General features: G+C 67.3%; 14 protein-coding genes. 6 read left to right on the top strand and 8 right to left on the bottom strand.

Annotation, left to right across the window (positions count from 1 at the left end; genetic code table 11):
• Positions 1-203: 203 nt before the first annotated feature.
• Positions 204-1,664 (bottom strand): NAD-dependent succinate-semialdehyde dehydrogenase, encoded by a 1,461-nt coding sequence (locus tag QTH97_RS17865; RefSeq protein WP_286569715.1) that lies wholly within the window; start codon positions 1,662-1,664, stop codon positions 204-206.
• 182 nt (positions 1,665-1,846) lie between these two features.
• Here QTH97_RS17865 and QTH97_RS17860 point away from each other — a divergent pair, with 182 nt between their 5' ends.
• Positions 1,847-2,821, top strand: coding sequence for a tripartite tricarboxylate transporter substrate-binding protein (locus tag QTH97_RS17860; protein WP_286569714.1), 975 nt, complete (start codon positions 1,847-1,849; stop codon positions 2,819-2,821).
• 240 nt (positions 2,822-3,061) lie between these two features.
• Here the strand turns inward: QTH97_RS17860 and QTH97_RS17855 are convergent, their stop codons facing one another.
• The gene (locus tag QTH97_RS17855; RefSeq protein ID WP_286569713.1) at positions 3,062-5,170 is read right to left on the bottom strand and encodes a PQQ-dependent dehydrogenase, methanol/ethanol family; all 2,109 of its coding nucleotides are present in this window, start codon (positions 5,168-5,170) and stop codon (positions 3,062-3,064) included.
• A 131-nt stretch (positions 5,171-5,301) separates the two neighbouring features.
• On the opposite strand from QTH97_RS17855, the gene QTH97_RS17850 reads away from it, so the two are divergent.
• Positions 5,302-6,540 carry a helix-turn-helix domain-containing protein gene (locus QTH97_RS17850; protein ID WP_286569712.1) on the top strand — a complete coding sequence of 413 codons (1,239 nt, stop codon included), beginning with the start codon at positions 5,302-5,304 and terminating at the stop codon, positions 6,538-6,540.
• A 4-nt stretch (positions 6,541-6,544) separates the two neighbouring features.
• Here QTH97_RS17850 and QTH97_RS17845 read toward each other — a convergent pair whose 3' ends face one another.
• The 4 genes from QTH97_RS17845 to xylF all read right to left on the bottom strand — a co-directional run bounded on the left by QTH97_RS17845 (position 6,545) and on the right by xylF (position 10,821).
• On the bottom strand, positions 6,545-7,702 hold the full coding sequence (locus QTH97_RS17845; protein ID WP_286569711.1) for an ROK family transcriptional regulator: 1,158 nt from the start codon (positions 7,700-7,702) through the stop codon (positions 6,545-6,547).
• Positions 7,703-7,721: 19 nt separating this feature from the next.
• Positions 7,722-8,498, bottom strand: coding sequence for an ATP-binding cassette domain-containing protein (locus QTH97_RS17840; RefSeq protein ID WP_286569710.1), 777 nt, complete (start codon positions 8,496-8,498; stop codon positions 7,722-7,724).
• The gene (locus QTH97_RS17835) at positions 8,499-9,686 is read right to left on the bottom strand and encodes a sugar ABC transporter permease (RefSeq protein WP_286569709.1); all 1,188 of its coding nucleotides are present in this window, start codon (positions 9,684-9,686) and stop codon (positions 8,499-8,501) included.
• A gap of 112 nt (positions 9,687-9,798) precedes the next feature.
• On the bottom strand, positions 9,799-10,821 hold the full coding sequence (gene xylF / locus QTH97_RS17830) for a D-xylose ABC transporter substrate-binding protein (protein WP_286569708.1): 1,023 nt from the start codon (positions 10,819-10,821) through the stop codon (positions 9,799-9,801).
• A 185-nt stretch (positions 10,822-11,006) separates the two neighbouring features.
• Here xylF and QTH97_RS17825 point away from each other — a divergent pair, with 185 nt between their 5' ends.
• From QTH97_RS17825 to QTH97_RS17810, 4 genes are all read left to right on the top strand, one after another.
• On the top strand, positions 11,007-12,026 hold the full coding sequence (locus QTH97_RS17825) for a thiamine pyrophosphate-dependent dehydrogenase E1 component subunit alpha (protein WP_286569707.1): 1,020 nt from the start codon (positions 11,007-11,009) through the stop codon (positions 12,024-12,026).
• The gene (locus QTH97_RS17820; RefSeq protein ID WP_286569832.1) at positions 12,023-13,027 is read left to right on the top strand and encodes an alpha-ketoacid dehydrogenase subunit beta; all 1,005 of its coding nucleotides are present in this window, start codon (positions 12,023-12,025) and stop codon (positions 13,025-13,027) included. The genes QTH97_RS17825 and QTH97_RS17820 overlap by 4 nt, the downstream gene beginning before the upstream one ends.
• A complete protein-coding gene (locus tag QTH97_RS17815) occupies positions 13,024-13,479 on the top strand; it encodes a MarR family winged helix-turn-helix transcriptional regulator (protein WP_286569706.1) in 456 nt (151 codons plus the stop codon). Before QTH97_RS17820 ends, QTH97_RS17815 begins: the two co-directional genes overlap by 4 nt.
• Positions 13,480-13,586: 107 nt before the next feature.
• A complete protein-coding gene (locus QTH97_RS17810) occupies positions 13,587-14,603 on the top strand; it encodes a Bug family tripartite tricarboxylate transporter substrate binding protein (protein WP_286569705.1) in 1,017 nt (338 codons plus the stop codon).
• Between the two features lie 188 nt (positions 14,604-14,791).
• Here QTH97_RS17810 and QTH97_RS17805 read toward each other — a convergent pair whose 3' ends face one another.
• Positions 14,792-15,115 (bottom strand): DUF1840 domain-containing protein, encoded by a 324-nt coding sequence (locus QTH97_RS17805; protein ID WP_286569704.1) that lies wholly within the window; start codon positions 15,113-15,115, stop codon positions 14,792-14,794.
• A gap of 10 nt (positions 15,116-15,125) precedes the next feature.
• Complete coding sequence (locus QTH97_RS17800) at positions 15,126-16,394, bottom strand: class I SAM-dependent methyltransferase (RefSeq protein WP_286569703.1); 1,269 nt, start codon at positions 16,392-16,394, stop codon at positions 15,126-15,128.
• Positions 16,395-16,421 lie beyond the last annotated feature (27 nt).

Below are 16,421 nucleotides of genomic sequence, written 5' to 3'. Positions count from 1 at the left end.
ATTCTGCATTCAACCCCGTCCCCCGAGGCGTTTCAGCCGATCGAAGCGCGAGCCCAGAACCACCGCGGAACCGGCTCCGCCGAGCCGCCGGTATTGCCCCCGAGCGAGTCCAGAAACACCGCGGAACCGGCTCCGCCGGGCCGCCGGTGTTGCCCCCGGCAGGGGGTAGGCGGCCACACGAAGTGGGCAAGCCTGGGGGCGAGCTACAGACCCAGCCCCGCGAGGCACACGTACTTGATTTCCAGGAAGTCGTCGAGGCCGTACTTCGAGCCTTCTCGGCCCAGCCCCGACTGCTTGACGCCGCCGAAGGGCGCCTCGGCCGTCGAGATAAGGCCGGTGTTGACACCGACGATGCCGCATTCGAGCGCCTCGGCGACGCGCATGACGCGGCCGATGTCGCGGCTGTAGAAATACGAGGCGAGGCCGAACTCGGTGTCATTGGCCAGCGCGATCGCCTCGGCTTCGGTGTCGAACGCGAAGACTGGCGCCAGCGGGCCGAAGCTCTCCTCGTGCGCGACCAGCATGTCCGCCGTCGCGCCACCGATCACCGTGGGCTGGTAGAAACGCCCGCCCAGCGCGTGACGCCGGCCCCCGGCCAGAACCTTCCCGCCCTTGGCGACGGCGTCGGCGACGTGCTGCTCGATCTTGGCGACGGCCTTGTCGTCGATCAGCGGGCCCTGGTTCACGCCCGGCTCGGTGCCATCGCCCACTTTCAACGCATTGACCTTCGCGATCAGCTTCTGCGTGAAAGCCTCGAGCACGCCCCGCTGCACATAGATGCGGTTGGCACAGACGCAGGTCTGGCCGGTGTTGCGGTACTTGGAGACCATCGCACCCTCGACGGCCGCATCGACATCGGCATCGTCGAACACGATGAACGGCGCGTTGCCGCCGAGTTCGAGCGACAGCTTCTTGATGGTGTCGGCGGATTGCTTCATCAGCGTGCGGCCGACCTCGGTCGAGCCGGTGAAGCTCAGCTTGCGCACGATGGGGCTGCGCGTCATCTCGCCGCCGATCTTCGAGGCCGAGCCGGTCAGCACCGACAGCAGGCCCTTGGGCAGCCCGGCGCGGTCGGCCAGTTCGGCGAAGGCGAGCGCCGAGAACGGCGTCTGCGTCGCGGGCTTGACCACCATGGAGCAGCCCGCCGCCAATGCCGGGCCGGCCTTTCGCGTGAGCATCGCGGTCGGGAAGTTCCAGGGCGTGATCGCGGCCGTCACGCCGACCGGCTGCTTGAGCGCCAGGATGCGGCGATCCGCCTGCGGTGCGGGGATGGTGTCGCCGTACACGCGGCGCGCCTCTTCGGCGAACCATTCGATGAAGGACGCCGCATAGGCGATCTCGCCCTTGCTCTCGGCGAGCGGCTTGCCCTGCTCCGTGGTCATGATGAGCGCCAGGTCGTCCTGGTTCGCGAGCATCAGGTCGTTGAGCTTGCGCAGGATGGCGGAGCGCTCCTTGGCCGGCCGTTGCGCCCAGGCGCGTTGCGCGACTTCAGCGGCTGCGATGGCACGCACGGTCTCGTCGGTGCCGCACATCGGCACGGTGCCGATCTGCTCTCCATTGGCCGGATTGGTGACCGGGATGGTTTCGCGGTTGTCCGCATCCACCCATTCGCCTGCGATGAAAACCTGCTGGCGCAGCAGGGTCGGGTCCTTCAGTTTCAACATGTCTCGCACTCCGTGGATAGAGGAGGCACGATACCCGCGATGGCGCCGGCGCACACCGGCTGCGGCGAAAACCACCGGCCGCGCGCATTTCTTGGTCTCGATCAAGGTCTTCGGGAAAATCAGCTGTGGTCAGGGTGCAGTCAGCCGATAAGATCGCGGCCAATTTTCAATTCGGAGAGATCATGAAGAAACTGCTCGCCTTGACGGCCATCGCCGCAGCGGTGGTGGGAGCCCACGCCCAGGACTTCCCCAGCAAGCCCATCAACATCGTGGTGCCCTTCGCGGCCGGCGGCCCGACCGACCGCGTCGCGCGCGACCTGGCCGAAGCGCTGCGCAAGCCGCTCGGCGGCGTCAGCATCGTGGTCGACAACGTGCCGGGCGCCGGCAGCTCGATCGGCGCGGCCAAGGTGGCGCGCGCCAACCCGGACGGCTATACGCTGCTGCTCAACCACATCGGAATGTCGACCATTCCGACCCTGGTGCGCAACGTGCCCTTCAAGGTCGAGACCGACTTCGAATACCTCGGCATCGTCAATGACGTGCCGATGACGCTGATTTCCAAGCCCAGCATGCAGGCCAACAACTACAAGGAACTGTCCGCCTGGATCGCCGCCAACAAGGGCAAGATCAACCTCGGCAATGCCGGTGTCGGCTCCGCCTCGCACCTGTGCGGCCTGCTCTTCCAGACCGCCACGAAGACCGAGATGACGCCCGTGCCGTACAAGGGCACGGCGCCTGCCATCACCGACCTCATCGGAGGCCAGATCGACCTGCTTTGCGACCAGACGACCAACACCTCGCCGCAGATCGAGGCCAAGAAGGTCAAGGCCTTCGCGGTGACCACGAACAAGCGCCTGACCACGCCGCTTCTGAAGGACCTGCCGACGCTCCAGGAATCGGGCCTGAAGGACTTCCAGGTCACCATCTGGCACGGCCTCTATGCGCCGAAGGGCACGCCCGCGGCTGTCACCAAGAAGATCAACGACGCACTGAAGGTCGCGCTGAAGGACCCCGACTTCATCAAGAAGCAGGAAGGCCTGGGCGCGGTGGTGGCGAATGATGGCCGCGTCGAACCCGACGGACACAAGAAGTTCGTGGTGGCCGAGATCGCCAAGTGGAGCCCCATCATCAAGGCCGCGGGCGTCTACGCTGATTAAAGGGCTCGCCCCCAGGCTTGCTCACTTCGTGTAGCCGCCTACCCCCTGCCGGGGGCGCCGCCTCCGGCCTGGCGAAGCCAGTTCCGCGGCAGCCCGTGAAGATCAAGAAGCAAAAGCCCCGCATGCGGGGCTTTTGAGTTGGTGGAACACCGCGGAACCGGCTCCGCCGGGCCGCCGGTGTTGCCCCCGGCAGGGGGTAGGCGAAGCGACACGAAGTGCGCGGAGCCTGGGGGCGAGCAACTATTTCGGTCGGATGGCGTCTGCAGTTCCCTGGATGAACGCCTTTATTTTTTCCACATCCTCCGGGGTCAGCTTGCCGCTGAAATCCGGCATGCCGCGATCCATTGCCGGGCCCTTGAAGACGAACTTGTCGAGGTTCTCGATATAGGACGAGTTCATGTAGCCCAGGTTGGGGATATTGCCGCCACGGTCCACGCCCGGCACGCCGTGGCAGAAGACGCAGTTGCTGACGTAGAGCATGGTGCCGGCCTCGACCTTGGCGGGGTCGTACTTGACGCCTTGCAGGAGCTTGTCCATGCGGTACTGCACGAACTCCGGCTTGGGTGCGTTGCCGCCGACGGCGAAGGTGTAGACCGTGCCCGGGCCCTGCCGATCGGTCGCGCGCTGGGCGAGGCCGTAGACGCCGCCCCAGCCGACCGCCACCGACACGAACTGCTTGCCGTCGACCATGAAAGTGGCAGGCGCGGCCACCACGCCGGTGCCGGTGGGTGTCTCCCAGAGCTTCTCGCCGGTCTTGGCGTTGTAGGCGACCAGGCGGCCGTCGGCCGTGCCCTGGAACACGAGATTGCCGGCGGTGGTGAGCGTGCCGCCGTTCCAGGGCGACGCGTGCTCGACGCCCCACGCTTCCTTCTGCGCGACGGGGTCCCATGCGATGAGGCGGCCCATCGGCTTGCTCGCAGGCGGCTGCGCGTTGGCGAACATGGCGGTGTTCCAGCCCAGCGCGGCATGCGGCCGTCCGGGACTGTTCTCGTTGAACTTCCAGTCCTTGTCGTCCATCAGGTTCAGCGGCACGTTCTGCGCCGGCAAGTACGCCAGCCCCGTCTGCGGGTTGAAGGACATCGGATGCCAGTTGTGCGCGCCGAACGGGCCGGGGATGCTGTCGCCGGGCTTCGTGTTCTGCCGCGCGGCGGCGATCTCGATCGGCCGGCCGTTCTTGTCGAAGCCGCTGGCCCAGTTCACCTCGACGAAGTTCTTCGCCGAGATGAACTTGCCGTTGGTCCTGTCGATGACGAAGAAGAAGCCGTTCTTCGGCGCATGCAGGATCACCTTGCGCGGCTTGTTGTCGATCTTGATGTCGGCCAGGATCATCGGCTGGGTCGAGGTGTAGTCCCAGTTGTCGCCGGGCGTCTCCTGGTAGTGCCAGACGTACTTGCCGGTGTCCGGGTTGAGCGCGACGATCGACGCCAGGTAGAGGTTGTCGCCGCCCTTCGGGCTGCGCTTGCTGTGGGCCCACGGCGAGCCGTTGCCGGTGCCCACGTACATGAGGTTGAGTTCGGGGTCGAAGGTCAGCGTGTCCCACGCCGTGCCGCCGCCACCCGCTTCCCAGTACTTCCCGCTCGGGTCCCAGGTCTTCGCGGCCTTGGCCATCGATGCGTCCTCGAAGGGCTTGGACGGATCGCCCGGCACGGTGAACCAGCGCCATTTCTGGTCGCCCGTGGCAGCGTCGTAGGCCGTGACATAGCCGCGCACGCCGTACTCGGCGCCGCCGTTGCCGATGATGACCTTGCCCTTGAACACGCGCGGCGCGCCGGTGATGGTGTACGACCTCGCGTGGTCGATGATCGTGTCCTTCTCCCAGACCGGCTGGCCCGTGGCCGCGTCGAGCGCAATCAGGCGGCCGTCGTACGAGGCGACGAACACCTTGCCCTGGTAGAGCGCCACGCCACGGTTGACCACGTCGCAGCAGCCCCGGTAGCCCTTGGAGCGGTCGACCTTCGGGTCGTAGGTCCAGAGCTTCTTGCCGGTGCGCGCATCGATCGCGTGCACCACGCTCCATGAGGCGGTGACGTACATGATGCCGTCCACGACCAGCGGGGTGGCCTCGACGCCGCGCGTCGATTGCAGGTCGTAGGACCACACGAGCCCGAGGTCCTTCACGTTGCCCGCGTTGACCTGGTCGAGCTTGCTGAAGCGCGTCTCCGCGTAGTCGAGGCCGTAGCTGGGCCAGTCGGGAGTCTTCGCGGCATTGGCGCGGATGAAGGAGCCATCCACGCGCTGGGTAGCGGCCTTGATGTGCTCGGGGGAGCCTTTGGCGGGCTGGGCCGATGCGGTCGCGGCAGCCAGGCACAGCAACGCGCCGAGCGCCAGCGCGGCGTGGGTCTTGGTCATCGTGTCGTCTCCTGTCGTTGTGAAGCGAAGGATCGCCCTGGCGCGCGCTTTGTTCATCCTCGGGATTTCCCTAGAGCCGGACTGTTCCATTGCGGAACAGATTCGACGTCTTTTCCCACTCTGGAGACGGCATGCCCTTGTCAACACGCAATCCGGCGGGTGGTCCTCGGCAGTTGTTCGCAAAGACTTCCGCAGAGCGCGTGGCGCTGGCCCGGCAGCAGTTCTTCGAGGAAGGCGTGCGCCCCTCGGGGCTGATCGGCGAGGCCGTGATCCAGTCGTGGATGCGCTGCACGCGGACGCACAGCGATCGGCGGCGCGTCGTGGCCTTCGATGCGGTCACGCCGAGCCGGCTGCATGCCACGCTGGGACGCAACCGCGAACTGCTGGAAGCCGCGCGACAGGAATTGGCGGGCATGGAAAGCTCGCTGGCCGGCACCGATTGCCGCGTGCTGCTGACCGACGCGCAAGGGGTGATCGTCCATGTCACGCAGCATCCGTCGAACGCGCAACAACCGATCCTGCAGAAGACGGCGCGGCTGGGCGTCAACATTGCCGAAAGCGTGGTCGGCACCACGGCGCCGGGTATCGTCGCGACCACCGGCCAGGCCTGCACGGTGCATGGGGCCGAGCACTACTTCGAATACCTGCGCGAAATGCAATGCGCAGCGGCGCCGATCCGCGACGTCCACGGGCGGCTGGCAGGTGTGCTCGATCTCACGGTGGAATCGCGACGCTTCGGCTTCGATGCAGCGTCGATGGTCGCGCTCTATGCCACCACCATCGAGAACCGCCTCTTGCTGGCCCAGTCGCAGGACCGGCTGGTGCTGCGCTTCCAGGCCAGTCCGACGCTGCTCGGCACGCCGCTGGAGGCGCTGGCGGGCATTGCGCCGGACGGCACCGTCGCCTGGCTGAACGCGGCCGGCTCACGGCTGATCGGCGGCGTGCCGGAAGCCGAGCCTTGCGATGTGGAGATGCTGTTCGGCCTCGACCTCGCGGGCCTGTTGCGCATGGGCCGCGGCGAAGCCGCGCAGCCCGTTCGGCTGGCAAGCGGGCTCGGCGTGTGGCTGCAGGCCCGGCTGCAGGCTCGCGACGGCGTGGATTTCGGACATGCGGTGAGCATGGCGCCGGCGATGCAGTCCGTCGTGTCCGAAGCGAGTGCGGAGGCCGTGGAGGCGGAGCTGCCACCTGCGGTCGCTGCGGCATCACTCGCCGAAGGCGATGGCACCTTGCGCGGCCACAGCCGCAAGCTGATCGAAGAAACCCTGGCTACGAACGACGGGAACATCTCGCATGCCGCGAGGCAGTTGCGCGTGTCGCGTGGCACGCTGTATCGCCATCTCAAGAGCTGGCGGGCGAACGAAGCCGAATGAAGCGCTACACCGCCGATTCGGACGCTGCCGCGCGCTCGCGCCGCGCCTCCGAGTTCGGATGCAGGGGCCGAAGGTACTCATGCAGCGCCAGCGCCGCCGCGCCGACTGCCGGCGCCCATTCGCCATAGCGCGCCGCTCGCACGACAGGCGGCGGCATGCCCGCGCTTTCGGCGTAGCGGCCCACGGTTTCGATCGCCAGCCCCAGGAATTCCGGGTGCGCTTCGCATGACTTGCCGCCGACGACGATCGCGCGCGGCTCGAAGGTAACCCACAGGTTCTGGAGAAGCACGCCGAGGAAGCCGGCCGCACGGCGAAGCTCGCCGGCTTCGCGGTCCAGCACGCGCGAGCCGAGAAAGACTTCGGCGCAACCCCGCCGCCCACATGAACAGCGCGGCCCGTCGATCTGCAGCACGGTGTGCCCGATCTCCCCGGCCATGCCCTGGGCGCCGATGAAGAGCCGGTCGTTCAGCACGATGCCGGCGCCGACGCCGACGTCGCAGCTGACGAAGATCAATGGGTCCTCGCCCTCGCCGTCCGAGAACTCGTATTCGCCGAGCGCCGCCGTGTCGGCGTCGTTCTGCAATTGCACGGCGACGCCCGAAATGCCCTCGCCCGCAAGCGCATCGGTGAGCCCCGGCAGCAGGCTGACGTTGCGCCAGCCAAGGTTGGGCGCGAAGCGCACGACGCCGGTCGCATCGTGCACGGCACCGGGAACCCCCACGCCAATGCCCGACAGCCGCAGCCCCGATACCAGCAAGCGGCGATGCGCGGCGGCCACCATGCGTGCGGCCTGCGCGCACACCACCGATGGCGCGTGGTCGCGAAGCGGCTGCGCATCGGAATAGAGCACTTCGCCCTGCAGCGAGACGCACACGACGCGCACGACCTCGATCGCGATCTCCACCCCGATCAGCGCGCGCACCCCGACGTTGATGCGCAGGGGCGTCGAGGGTCTTCCGAGCCCGTCGACGACCGGCGCACCGGCCTCGTCGAGCCAGCCGTCATCGAGAAGCTCGCGCACCAGCAGGCTGACGGTGGATTTGGTGAGGCCGCTTTCCGCGGCCAGCCGAGCGCGTGAAAGTCCCGGCTGTGCGCGCAAGAGCCGTAGCAGCACGCTGCGATTGATCCGCCGGACCAATTGCTGATCGCCGATGGTCTTCATCCGGGCTCCATCCCGGCCGTCACGCCGTCGCGTGCTCGGCCTGTGGCTTTCCCTCGGGCCGCTTGCCGGCAATGATCATTCCCAGCACCTCGTCCTCGGTCACATCGTCGGTGCGATAGGTGCCGACGAGCCGTCCGTTCTTCATCACGGCCAGCCGGTCGCTCAGGCCGAACACATCGGGCATGTCGTGCGTGATCAGGAAGATGCCGACCCCATCGGCCTTGAGCTGCCTCACCAGCGCGCCAACCATCGCGGTTTCTTCCGGCCCCAGCGCCGCGCAGGGCTCGTCCATGATCAGGATGCGGGCGTTGAAGTACAGCGCTCGCGAGATCGCCACCACCTGCCGCTGCCCGCCCGAGAGGCGCCGCACCGGCACGCGGATGTTGGTGAAGTTCTTGTTGAGGCGCTGGAACACCTTGCGCGCCTGGCCTTCCATGAAATGGTCGTCGAGCGTGCGCCAGGGCGTGAGCTTTTCGCGACCCAGGAAGAGGTTGGCGACCGAGTCGAGGTTGTCCGCGAGCGCAAGCGTCTGGTAGATGGTCTCGATACCCTGCGCCTGCGCCTCGGAGGGTGTGCGGATGTTGACCTTCTCGCCTGCGATGAGCGTGTCGCCGGAGTCGATCGGGTAGGCGCCAGCGAGCATCTTCATCAGCGTCGACTTGCCCGCGCCGTTGTGGCCCAGCAGCGCGACCACTTCGCCGGGATAGAGGTTGACGCTGACGCCGTCGACCGCCTTCACGCCGCCGAAGGCCTTGTGGATGTCGCGCAGTTCGACCAGGGGTGGGTTGGGGGTCATCTAGTTCTCCCCGAATTTCTTGCGGTAGAGCACATCGAAGACGACCGCGATGATCAGGACCTGCCCAATGATCACCATGCGCTTGCCGATCGGCACGTCCAGCAGCAGCATGCCGCTGTCGAGCGACTGCATGATCAGCGCGCCGAGCACCGAGCCGAAGATCGACCCGCTGCCGCCGGCCAGCGCCGTGCCGCCGATCACCGCGGCGGCGATCACGTAGAGCTCCATGCCGCTGCCCAGCGAGTTGGTGCCGGCGTTCAGGCGCGCGATGGAGACGATGGCGGCGATGGTCACCAGCACCGCGAGCAATGCGAAGAGCATCAGCGTCACGCGCTTGACCGGGATGCCGACCAGCGCGGCGGCATCCGGATTGCCGCCCATGGCGAACACGTAACGGCCGAAGCGCGTGCGATGCACGATGAACGACAGCACCACTGCCACCACGGCCCAGATCAGCACCGGGATCGGCATGCCCTGCGCCTCGGTCTTCGACGAGATCTGATAGCTGTTCATGGTCGCGGCGAAGGCGAAGACGACGATCACGGGCACCGCGGTGAGCAGGAGGTCCAGCCACAAAGGCTCGACCGGCATGTCATGGCGCTGCCGCGCGCGCCGCTTCTGCAGCATCCGGGCGAAAAGCACGACGCCGACGAACGCCGCCAGCACCCACGTCGCCGTGGTGCCGATGCCGCCGTCATAGCCGCCACCGAGGCGCTGGAAGAATTCGTCGTTGACCGGCTGCGTCTTGCCGTCCGCCACGAGGAACGCGGCCCCCCGGAACGACATGAGCCCGCCCAGCGTGACCACGAACGATGGCACGCCCAGCACGGCGGTCAGCCCGCCCTGGTAGAGCGACACCAGCAACGCCACCGCCAGCCCTGCGAGGCTCGCCGCCGGCCACGACCAGCCGGCGGTGTATTGCAGGTACGCGACCAGCACGCCGACGAAGCCCATCACCGAGCCCACCGACAGGTCGATGTGGCGCGCCACGATGATCAGCACCATCACCGTCGACACGATGCCGACCACCGCCGTCTGCTGCGCGATGTTGTAGAGGTTCTCGGGCGACAGGAACACGCCGCCCGACATGACGTGGAACACGATCGCCATCACCACCAGCAGCACGCTCATGAGCAGCAGGCGGAGGTCGACGCCGCTGCGGCGCCACAAGCCCGGGGACGAACTCATCTGGCGACTCCATTCGGGAAACACCGCGGAACCGGCTCCGCCGGGCCGCAGGGTGTTGCCCCCTGCAAGGGGGTGGGCGGCCACACGAAGTGGGCAAGCCTGGGGATGTGCTTCATTTACAGGCAGGAGGAGCCTTGTCGCCAGTCACACCCTTGCACAGCTCGTCTTTCTTGATCCAACCGGCCTTGACCACGACGTCGAGGTTGTCGCGCGTGATCGGCACCGGCGTCAGGAAGCGCGAGGAGATCGCGAGCTTCTTCTCGCCGCCGCTCCAGTCGGCCGCCTTGTCCGCCGGCTTGCCTTGCGCCAGTGCGACGGCGGCGGAGGCGGCTTCACGGCCGAGTTCGCGCGAGTCCTTCCACACCGTGACGGTCTGCGTGCCGAGCGCCACGCGGTTGAGCGCGGCGAAGTCGGCGTCCTGCCCCGACACCGGGATGCCCCGAATACCCTTGGCCGTGAGCGCCGCGACCGCACCGCCTGCCGTGCCGTCGTTCGCCGCCACCACCGCGTCGACCTTGTTGCCGACCTTGGTGAGGATCTGCTCCATGTTCTTCTGGGCGACCTCGGGCTTCCAGCCGTCGGTGTATTCGTCGCCGACGATCTTGATGTCGCCCTTCTTTACCGCGTCGGCAATGACCTCCTGCTGGCCGGCGCGCAGGAAGTTGGCGTTGGGGTCCGTGGGCGAGCCCTTGATCATCACGTAGTTGCCCTTGGGCTGGACCTTGTAGACCGCGCGCGCCTGCATGCGGCCGACCTCGACGTTGTCGAAGGTGATGTAGAAGACGCCCGGCGTTTCGATCAGCCGGTCATAGGCCACCACCGGCACCTTCTGCTTCATGGCCTTGTTGACGGCGGGCAGGATGGCGTCCTTGTCCATCGCCAGCACGATCAGCGCCTTGGCGCCCTTGGACATCAGCCCCTCGATATCGCCGAGCTGCTTTTCGGGCGAACCGCCGGCATCGGCGCTGATGTACTTGGCACCCAGCTTTTCGAGCTGCGCCTTGATCGCGGCCTCATCGGTCTTCCATCGTTCTTCCTGGAAGTTGGACCAGCTCACTCCCACCACGGTTTGCGCGCAGGCGCCGATGGCGGTCAGCCCGAAGGCCAGGGTGGTGAGGGTGCGTGCGAGCTTCATGTGCGGGTCTCCAGGCTTGGGATGAATCGTTGGCTCTAATTAGTTCGAGTAACGAACTAACTATCGCAGCGGTCCCTCGGCTGCGGCATCGGGACATTCCCTGCGGGTAAATGCGCTACATCCGGATTGGTCACGGGCGATACGATTTCGCTCCGAATGCACGCTGTGCAAGTGCTGGAGACGATATGGACTTTGCGAATTCAGCGGCGGCGCGCACCGCGCTCTACCGCACGATGGTGCGCATCCGCGCCTTCGAGAACGCTGCCGAGACGGCGAGCCAGGGCGGCGTGAGCGCCTATGGGCAGCAGGCAGCCGGCGGTGCCAAGGTGCGCGGCCCACTTCATCTTTCCACCGGCCAGGAGGCGGTGCCGGCCGGCGTCTGCGCCCACCTGGCCCCGGCCGACTACCTCACTTCCACCCATCGCGGCCATGGCCACACGCTGGCCAAGGGCGCGGACCTGGGCCGGATGATGGGCGAGCTGTTCGGCAAGGCGACGGGCTTCAACGGCGGCAAGGGCGGGTCGATGCACATCGCCGACTTCTCGGTCGGGATGCTGGGCGCCAACGGAGTGGTCGCGGCCGGGCTCCCGATCGCCGTGGGCGCGGCGCACGCACAGAAGCTCCAGAAGAAGGACGCGATCACCGTGTGCTTCTTCGGCGACGGGGCGATCAACCGCGGACCCTTTCTCGAAGCGCTCAACTGGGCACGGGTGTACCAACTCCCGGTGCTCTTCGTCTGCGAGGACAACCGCTGGAGCGCGACCACCGCCAGCGGACCGATGACGGCCGGCGATGGCGCATCGGCACGCGCCGAGGCCATGGACATCGCGGCAACCCAGGTCGACGGCAATGACGTGTTCGCGGTGCATGCTGCGGCCGGCAGGCTGGTCGCCGAGGTGCGCGCCGGCAGCGGACCGCGCCTGTTGCATGCCCTCACCTACCGCGTGAAGGGCCACGTGTCGGTCGACCCGGCCGCCTACCGCGATCCGGCCGAGCTGGCTGCGGCGCTGGAAACCGACCCGATCGCGCATGCCCGCGCTCAACTGATGACCGATGGCATCACTGCCGCCACGCTCGCCGCGATCGAGAACGAGGCGCATGCGGAAGTCGATGCCGCGCTCGCCGCCGCGGACGCCGCGCCGTGGCCCGACGCCAGTGCCGCATTCACCGACGTGCAAACCACCGGAGCCGGCCAATGGATATGACGAGCGACATGGCCGGAGGCGGCGCGGCACTCGCCCCCACGACCAGGCAGGAACTCAGCTACGCCGAGGCGGCCGTGCTGGCGGTGCGGCGCGAGATGGAAGCCGACCCGAACGTGGTCGTGCTCGGCGAGGACGTCGGCCGCGGCGGCATCTTCGGCCAGTACAAGGGCCTGCAGGACGCCTTCGGCGCGCAGCGCGTGATCGACACGCCCATCTCCGAGGCCGCGATCATGGGCGCCGGCGTCGGCATGGCGCTCGCCGGCTTGCGTCCGGTGGTCGAGATGCGGGTGGTCGACTTCGCGCTGTGCGGCATGGACGAACTGGTGAACCAGGCCGCCAAGAACCGCTTCATGTTCGGCGGCCAGGGCCGCGTGCCGCTGGTGGCCCGCATGCCGGGCGGCATCTGGGACTCTTCGGCGGCGCAGCATTCGCAATCGCTCGAAGCCTGGTTCGCACATCTGCCGGGCGTGGTGGTGGTGTGCCCGTCGACGCCGCAGGACAACTACGCGCTGCTGCGAGCCGCGTTGCGCTGCGGCGATCCGGTGGTGTACATCGAGCACAAGACGCTCTGGGGTGTGCGCGGCCCGGTGGACGAAGGCGTGGAGGTGGCGCTGGGCAAGGCGGCGCATGTTCGCCGGGGCGACGCGCTCACGCTGGTGAGCTGGGGCAAGCAGATGCACGCGTGCATCTCCGCCTGCGATGCACTGGCGGCGGAAGGCATTGCGGTCGATCTGATCGACCTGCGCACGCTCTGGCCCTGGGACCGCGAGGCGGTGCTCGCCTCTTGCGGTCGCAGCGGGCGCCTGCTGGTGGTCCACGAAGCAGTGCAGGCGGCAGGCTTCGGCGCAGAAATCGCCGCGACCGCCGCCGAGGCGACCGGCTGCCGCGTCGCGCGGCTGGGCGCGCCGCGCATTCCTGTCGGCTATGCGCCGGTGCTGGAGGCGCAATCGCGTGTGGGCATCGAACAGATCGTGAAGGGCGCCAGGGCGCTGCTCGGATGAACTCAGGGCTGGAAGACTCGGTCTTCTTCAAGCTGGTCCGCGTCGTCAACCTGACGGCGCGGCCCTTCCAGCAGCGCGTGGGGCGGCGCCACCAGTTGACGCTCAACGAGTGGCGCGCGATGGCGGTGCTGGGTGCGCAGCCCGGACTCACGGCCACACAGGTCGCGGATCTCACGGGCCTGGACAAGATGGCGGTCAGCCGTGCGCTGGCCGGCCTGCAGCGCCACAAGCGCCTGCACCGCCACGAGGACCCGACCGATCTGCGGCGCAGCAGGCTCTATCTGAGCAGCATCGGCAAGGAACTGTACGCAACGGTCAGTGCGCAGGCGCGCGAGCGCGAGGCAGAACTGTTCGCCCGCGTCGATCCGGCGGAACTGCGCGAGATGAACGCCACGCTGGACAAGCTGATCGCCTCGGTGGCCGGGACGGTCGAATTGGGCACAGCGGCCTGAGCCGGGCGCGGCCGGGGTTTTCACCCGCGCCGCCGGGTACGCTTCACCTGTAAAAACAGGTGCACCGAGACGGCACCCGACCCGCTCTCATTCACAGGAATTCCAGCATGACCCTCTCCTCCCCATTCCGTCGCCGCTCCGCGCTGGCCCTCGCCGCGATGGCGGCCGTGGCCTTCGCCGCAGGGCCGGCCGCTGCGCAGTCCACCTGGCCGACCAAGCCTGTGCGCATCGTCGTGCCGTTCGCGCCGGGTGGCACGACCGACATCCTGGCACGCGCCATCGCGCCGGAGCTGTCCAAGGCCTTCGGCCAGCAGTTCATCGTCGACAACCGGGCCGGCGCCGGCGGCAACGTGGGTGCCGAGATCGTGGCGAAGTCGCCCAACGACGGCTACACGCTGCTCATGGGCACGGTCGGCACGCACGGTATCAACCGCGCGCTGTATCCCAAGCTCCCCTTCGACCCCATCAAGGACTTCGCGCCGATCACCCTGGTCGCTGCGGTGCCGAACGTGATGGAGATGAACGTCGACAAGGCCAAGGCGCTCGGCATCAACAACGTCGCAGACTTCATGAAGTACGCCAAGGCCAACCCCGGCAAGCTCAACATGGCGTCGAGCGGCAGCGGCACCTCCATCCACCTGGCCGGCGAGCTCTTCAAGACCATGACCGGCAGCTTCATGACGCATATCCCCTACCGCGGATCGGGCCCGGCGCTGCTGGACCTGGTGGGTGGCAATGCCGACGTGATGTTCGACAACCTGCCGTCCTCGATGCAGCAGATCAAGGGCGGCAAGCTCAAGGCGCTGGCGGTGACCAGCTCGCAGCGCTCACCCGCGTTGCCCGATGTGCCCACGGTCGAAGAAGCCGGCGGCCCCTCGCTCAAGGGCTACGAGGCCAGCTCGTGGTTCGGCCTGCTGGCCCCCGCCGGCACCCCACCGGACATCATCAACCGCATCCAGCAGGAGGTGGCGAAGTCGCTGGGCACGCCCGCCATCAAGGAAAAGCTGGTCGCCCAAGGCGCCATCCCCAGCGGCAACACCCCCGCCGAATTCGCCAAGCTGATCGACAACGAACACGCCAAGTGGGCAAAGGTCGTGAAGGCGTCAGGCGCGAAGGTGGACTGACCCCCCAGGCTTGCCCACTTCGTGCGGACGCCCACCCGCTTCCAGGGGGCAATACCCGCCGGATCGGGTGACTCGGCCACCCATTCGTGAGCCGCAGCGGAACCGGCTCCGCCGGGCCGCATGCGGCGCCCCCAGCAAGGGGGTAGGCGCAGCGACACGAAGTGCGCGAAGCCTGGGGGTGTGCCTACCTAAACCTCCCAGACGACGTCCTTGCCGTCCGCGAGGGAGTCCTTCAGCATGTGCAGCAGGGGAGCGGCACGCTGGCGCAGGCCGATGTGCTGCTTCTCCGCATCCTCGTCGTGGCCTTCGACCGCATAGGAGTCCGCGTTGTGTGCATTGCGGCCCTCGTTGGCCATGGCCGCTTCCAGCGCCGCAATGGCAGCCGGCATTTGCTCGCCCGTGATGACACCCTTCGGTGTCGGCGCTTTTCCGATGATGTCGAAGAGCTGGCGCGCATGCACCTCGAGCATCACGAAGGGGGGAGTTGCCCGAGATTGGAATCGATACAGCATGGTGCCTCACTCACTTGTAGATGTAGTCGCGAACAAAAGGGTACTCCGATTGTGAGCCACGCAGCGGACGGCCCTCGACCTCGCCGTCCGGCCTGGTGGCCAGCATCTGGTGCAGCGAGATCCAGCCCTGCTCGAAGCTCATGGCCGAGCCGGCCAGATACAGCCGGTAGGCCCGCAGGATGCGCTCGGCGTTCTCGCCCTGCCGCCCGCCACCGCGCTTCAGCACCTCCAGCGCGGCATCGAGCTGCGATTCGAGCGAGTCGGACCAGGCCCACAGCGTGCGCGCATAGTGCGGCCGGAGATTTTCGGTGTCGACCATTTCGAGGCCCGCGGCCGCGGTCTCGCGCAGGACGTGGGTCACGTGCAGGAGTTCGCCGCCGGGGAAGATGTACTTCTCGATGAAGTCACCCATGCCGGCGCCCAGTTGCCGGTAGTTGAGCTGCCCTGAAGTGATGCCATGGTTCATCACCATGCCACCGGGCGCCAAGAGCGCATGGATCTTGCGAAAGTAGGTTGGCATGTTGGCGCTGCCGACATGCTCGAACATGCCCACCGACGAGATCTTGTCGTAAGGCCTCGCGGTATCGAGCTTGCGGTAGTCGCGCAACTCGACGCGCACTCGGCCCTGGAGCCCTTTTTCTTCGATCAGCCCTTGCACATGGGCGTGCTGGTTCTTCGACAGCGTGATGCCGGTCGCATCCACGCCGTAATGCTCGGCGGCCCACATCAGCAGTGCGCCCCAGCCTGAGCCGATGTCGAGATAGCGCTCGCCCGGCTTCAGCATGAGCTTGCGGCAGATGTGGTCGAGCTTGGCCTCCTGCGCCTGGGCAAGCGTCGTGTCCAGGTCACGGAAATAGGCGCAGGAGTACACGCGCCGCGGATCGAGCCACAGTGCGTAGAAGTCGTCGGACACGTCGTAGTGGAACTCGATCTGCGCCGCATCCTTGCCCAGCGAGTGCGAGCCGCGCGACTTGGCGCGGCGCTGCATCCGGCTCCACCAGCCCGTGTTTGTCTCGGCGGGATTGCCGGGCAGCAGGCCGACCGCTGCGTCGATGAGGTCGCGCATGGCCCCCTCGATCTGGACGCGGCCTTCCACGTACGCCTCTCCGAGGGCACCGATCTGGCGCCCCGCCAGCTTGGCCAGGGCAGACCATTCGTTGAAAGCAAGAGTGACGCGAGATCCGGGCTTCGCAACCTGCCGGCCGTCCGGCAATTGCAGCGTGATGGGCACGGACAGTGTGGAAAGCTGGGACTCGATCTTCGGAATCAGGCTTTGCATGGGTTGATTTTTGCCACCGCGGACAGC

Origin of the sequence: Variovorax gracilis, from assembly GCF_030317115.1 — a bacterium.
In the GTDB taxonomy this organism is placed as follows: domain Bacteria; phylum Pseudomonadota; class Gammaproteobacteria; order Burkholderiales; family Burkholderiaceae_C; genus Variovorax; species Variovorax gracilis.
Note: the sequence above shows the minus strand (reverse complement) of the source record. Positions and strands in the feature narration are given on the sequence as shown.

Bases quoted from the DNA above. Each gene is read 5' to 3' on its own strand.
- QTH97_RS17865 (WP_286569715.1), bottom strand. From the start codon at position 1,664: ATGTTGAAACTGAAGGACCCGACCCTGCTGCGCCAGCAGGTTTTCATC.
- QTH97_RS17815 (WP_286569706.1), top strand. From the start codon at position 13,024: ATGAACTCAGGGCTGGAAGACTCGGTCTTCTTCAAGCTGGTCCGCGTC.
- QTH97_RS17855 (WP_286569713.1), bottom strand. From the start codon at position 5,170: ATGACCAAGACCCACGCCGCGCTGGCGCTCGGCGCGTTGCTGTGCCTG.
- QTH97_RS17800 (WP_286569703.1), bottom strand. From the start codon at position 16,394: ATGCAAAGCCTGATTCCGAAGATCGAGTCCCAGCTTTCCACACTGTCC.
- QTH97_RS17845 (WP_286569711.1), bottom strand. From the start codon at position 7,702: ATGAAGACCATCGGCGATCAGCAATTGGTCCGGCGGATCAATCGCAGC.
- QTH97_RS17840 (WP_286569710.1), bottom strand. From the start codon at position 8,498: ATGACCCCCAACCCACCCCTGGTCGAACTGCGCGACATCCACAAGGCC.
- QTH97_RS17835 (WP_286569709.1), bottom strand. From the start codon at position 9,686: ATGAGTTCGTCCCCGGGCTTGTGGCGCCGCAGCGGCGTCGACCTCCGC.
- QTH97_RS17820 (WP_286569832.1), top strand. From the start codon at position 12,023: ATGACGAGCGACATGGCCGGAGGCGGCGCGGCACTCGCCCCCACGACC.
- QTH97_RS17850 (WP_286569712.1), top strand. From the start codon at position 5,302: ATGCCCTTGTCAACACGCAATCCGGCGGGTGGTCCTCGGCAGTTGTTC.
- QTH97_RS17860 (WP_286569714.1), top strand. From the start codon at position 1,847: ATGAAGAAACTGCTCGCCTTGACGGCCATCGCCGCAGCGGTGGTGGGA.
- QTH97_RS17810 (WP_286569705.1), top strand. From the start codon at position 13,587: ATGACCCTCTCCTCCCCATTCCGTCGCCGCTCCGCGCTGGCCCTCGCC.
- xylF (WP_286569708.1), bottom strand. From the start codon at position 10,821: ATGAAGCTCGCACGCACCCTCACCACCCTGGCCTTCGGGCTGACCGCC.
- QTH97_RS17825 (WP_286569707.1), top strand. From the start codon at position 11,007: ATGGACTTTGCGAATTCAGCGGCGGCGCGCACCGCGCTCTACCGCACG.
- QTH97_RS17805 (WP_286569704.1), bottom strand. From the start codon at position 15,115: ATGCTGTATCGATTCCAATCTCGGGCAACTCCCCCCTTCGTGATGCTC.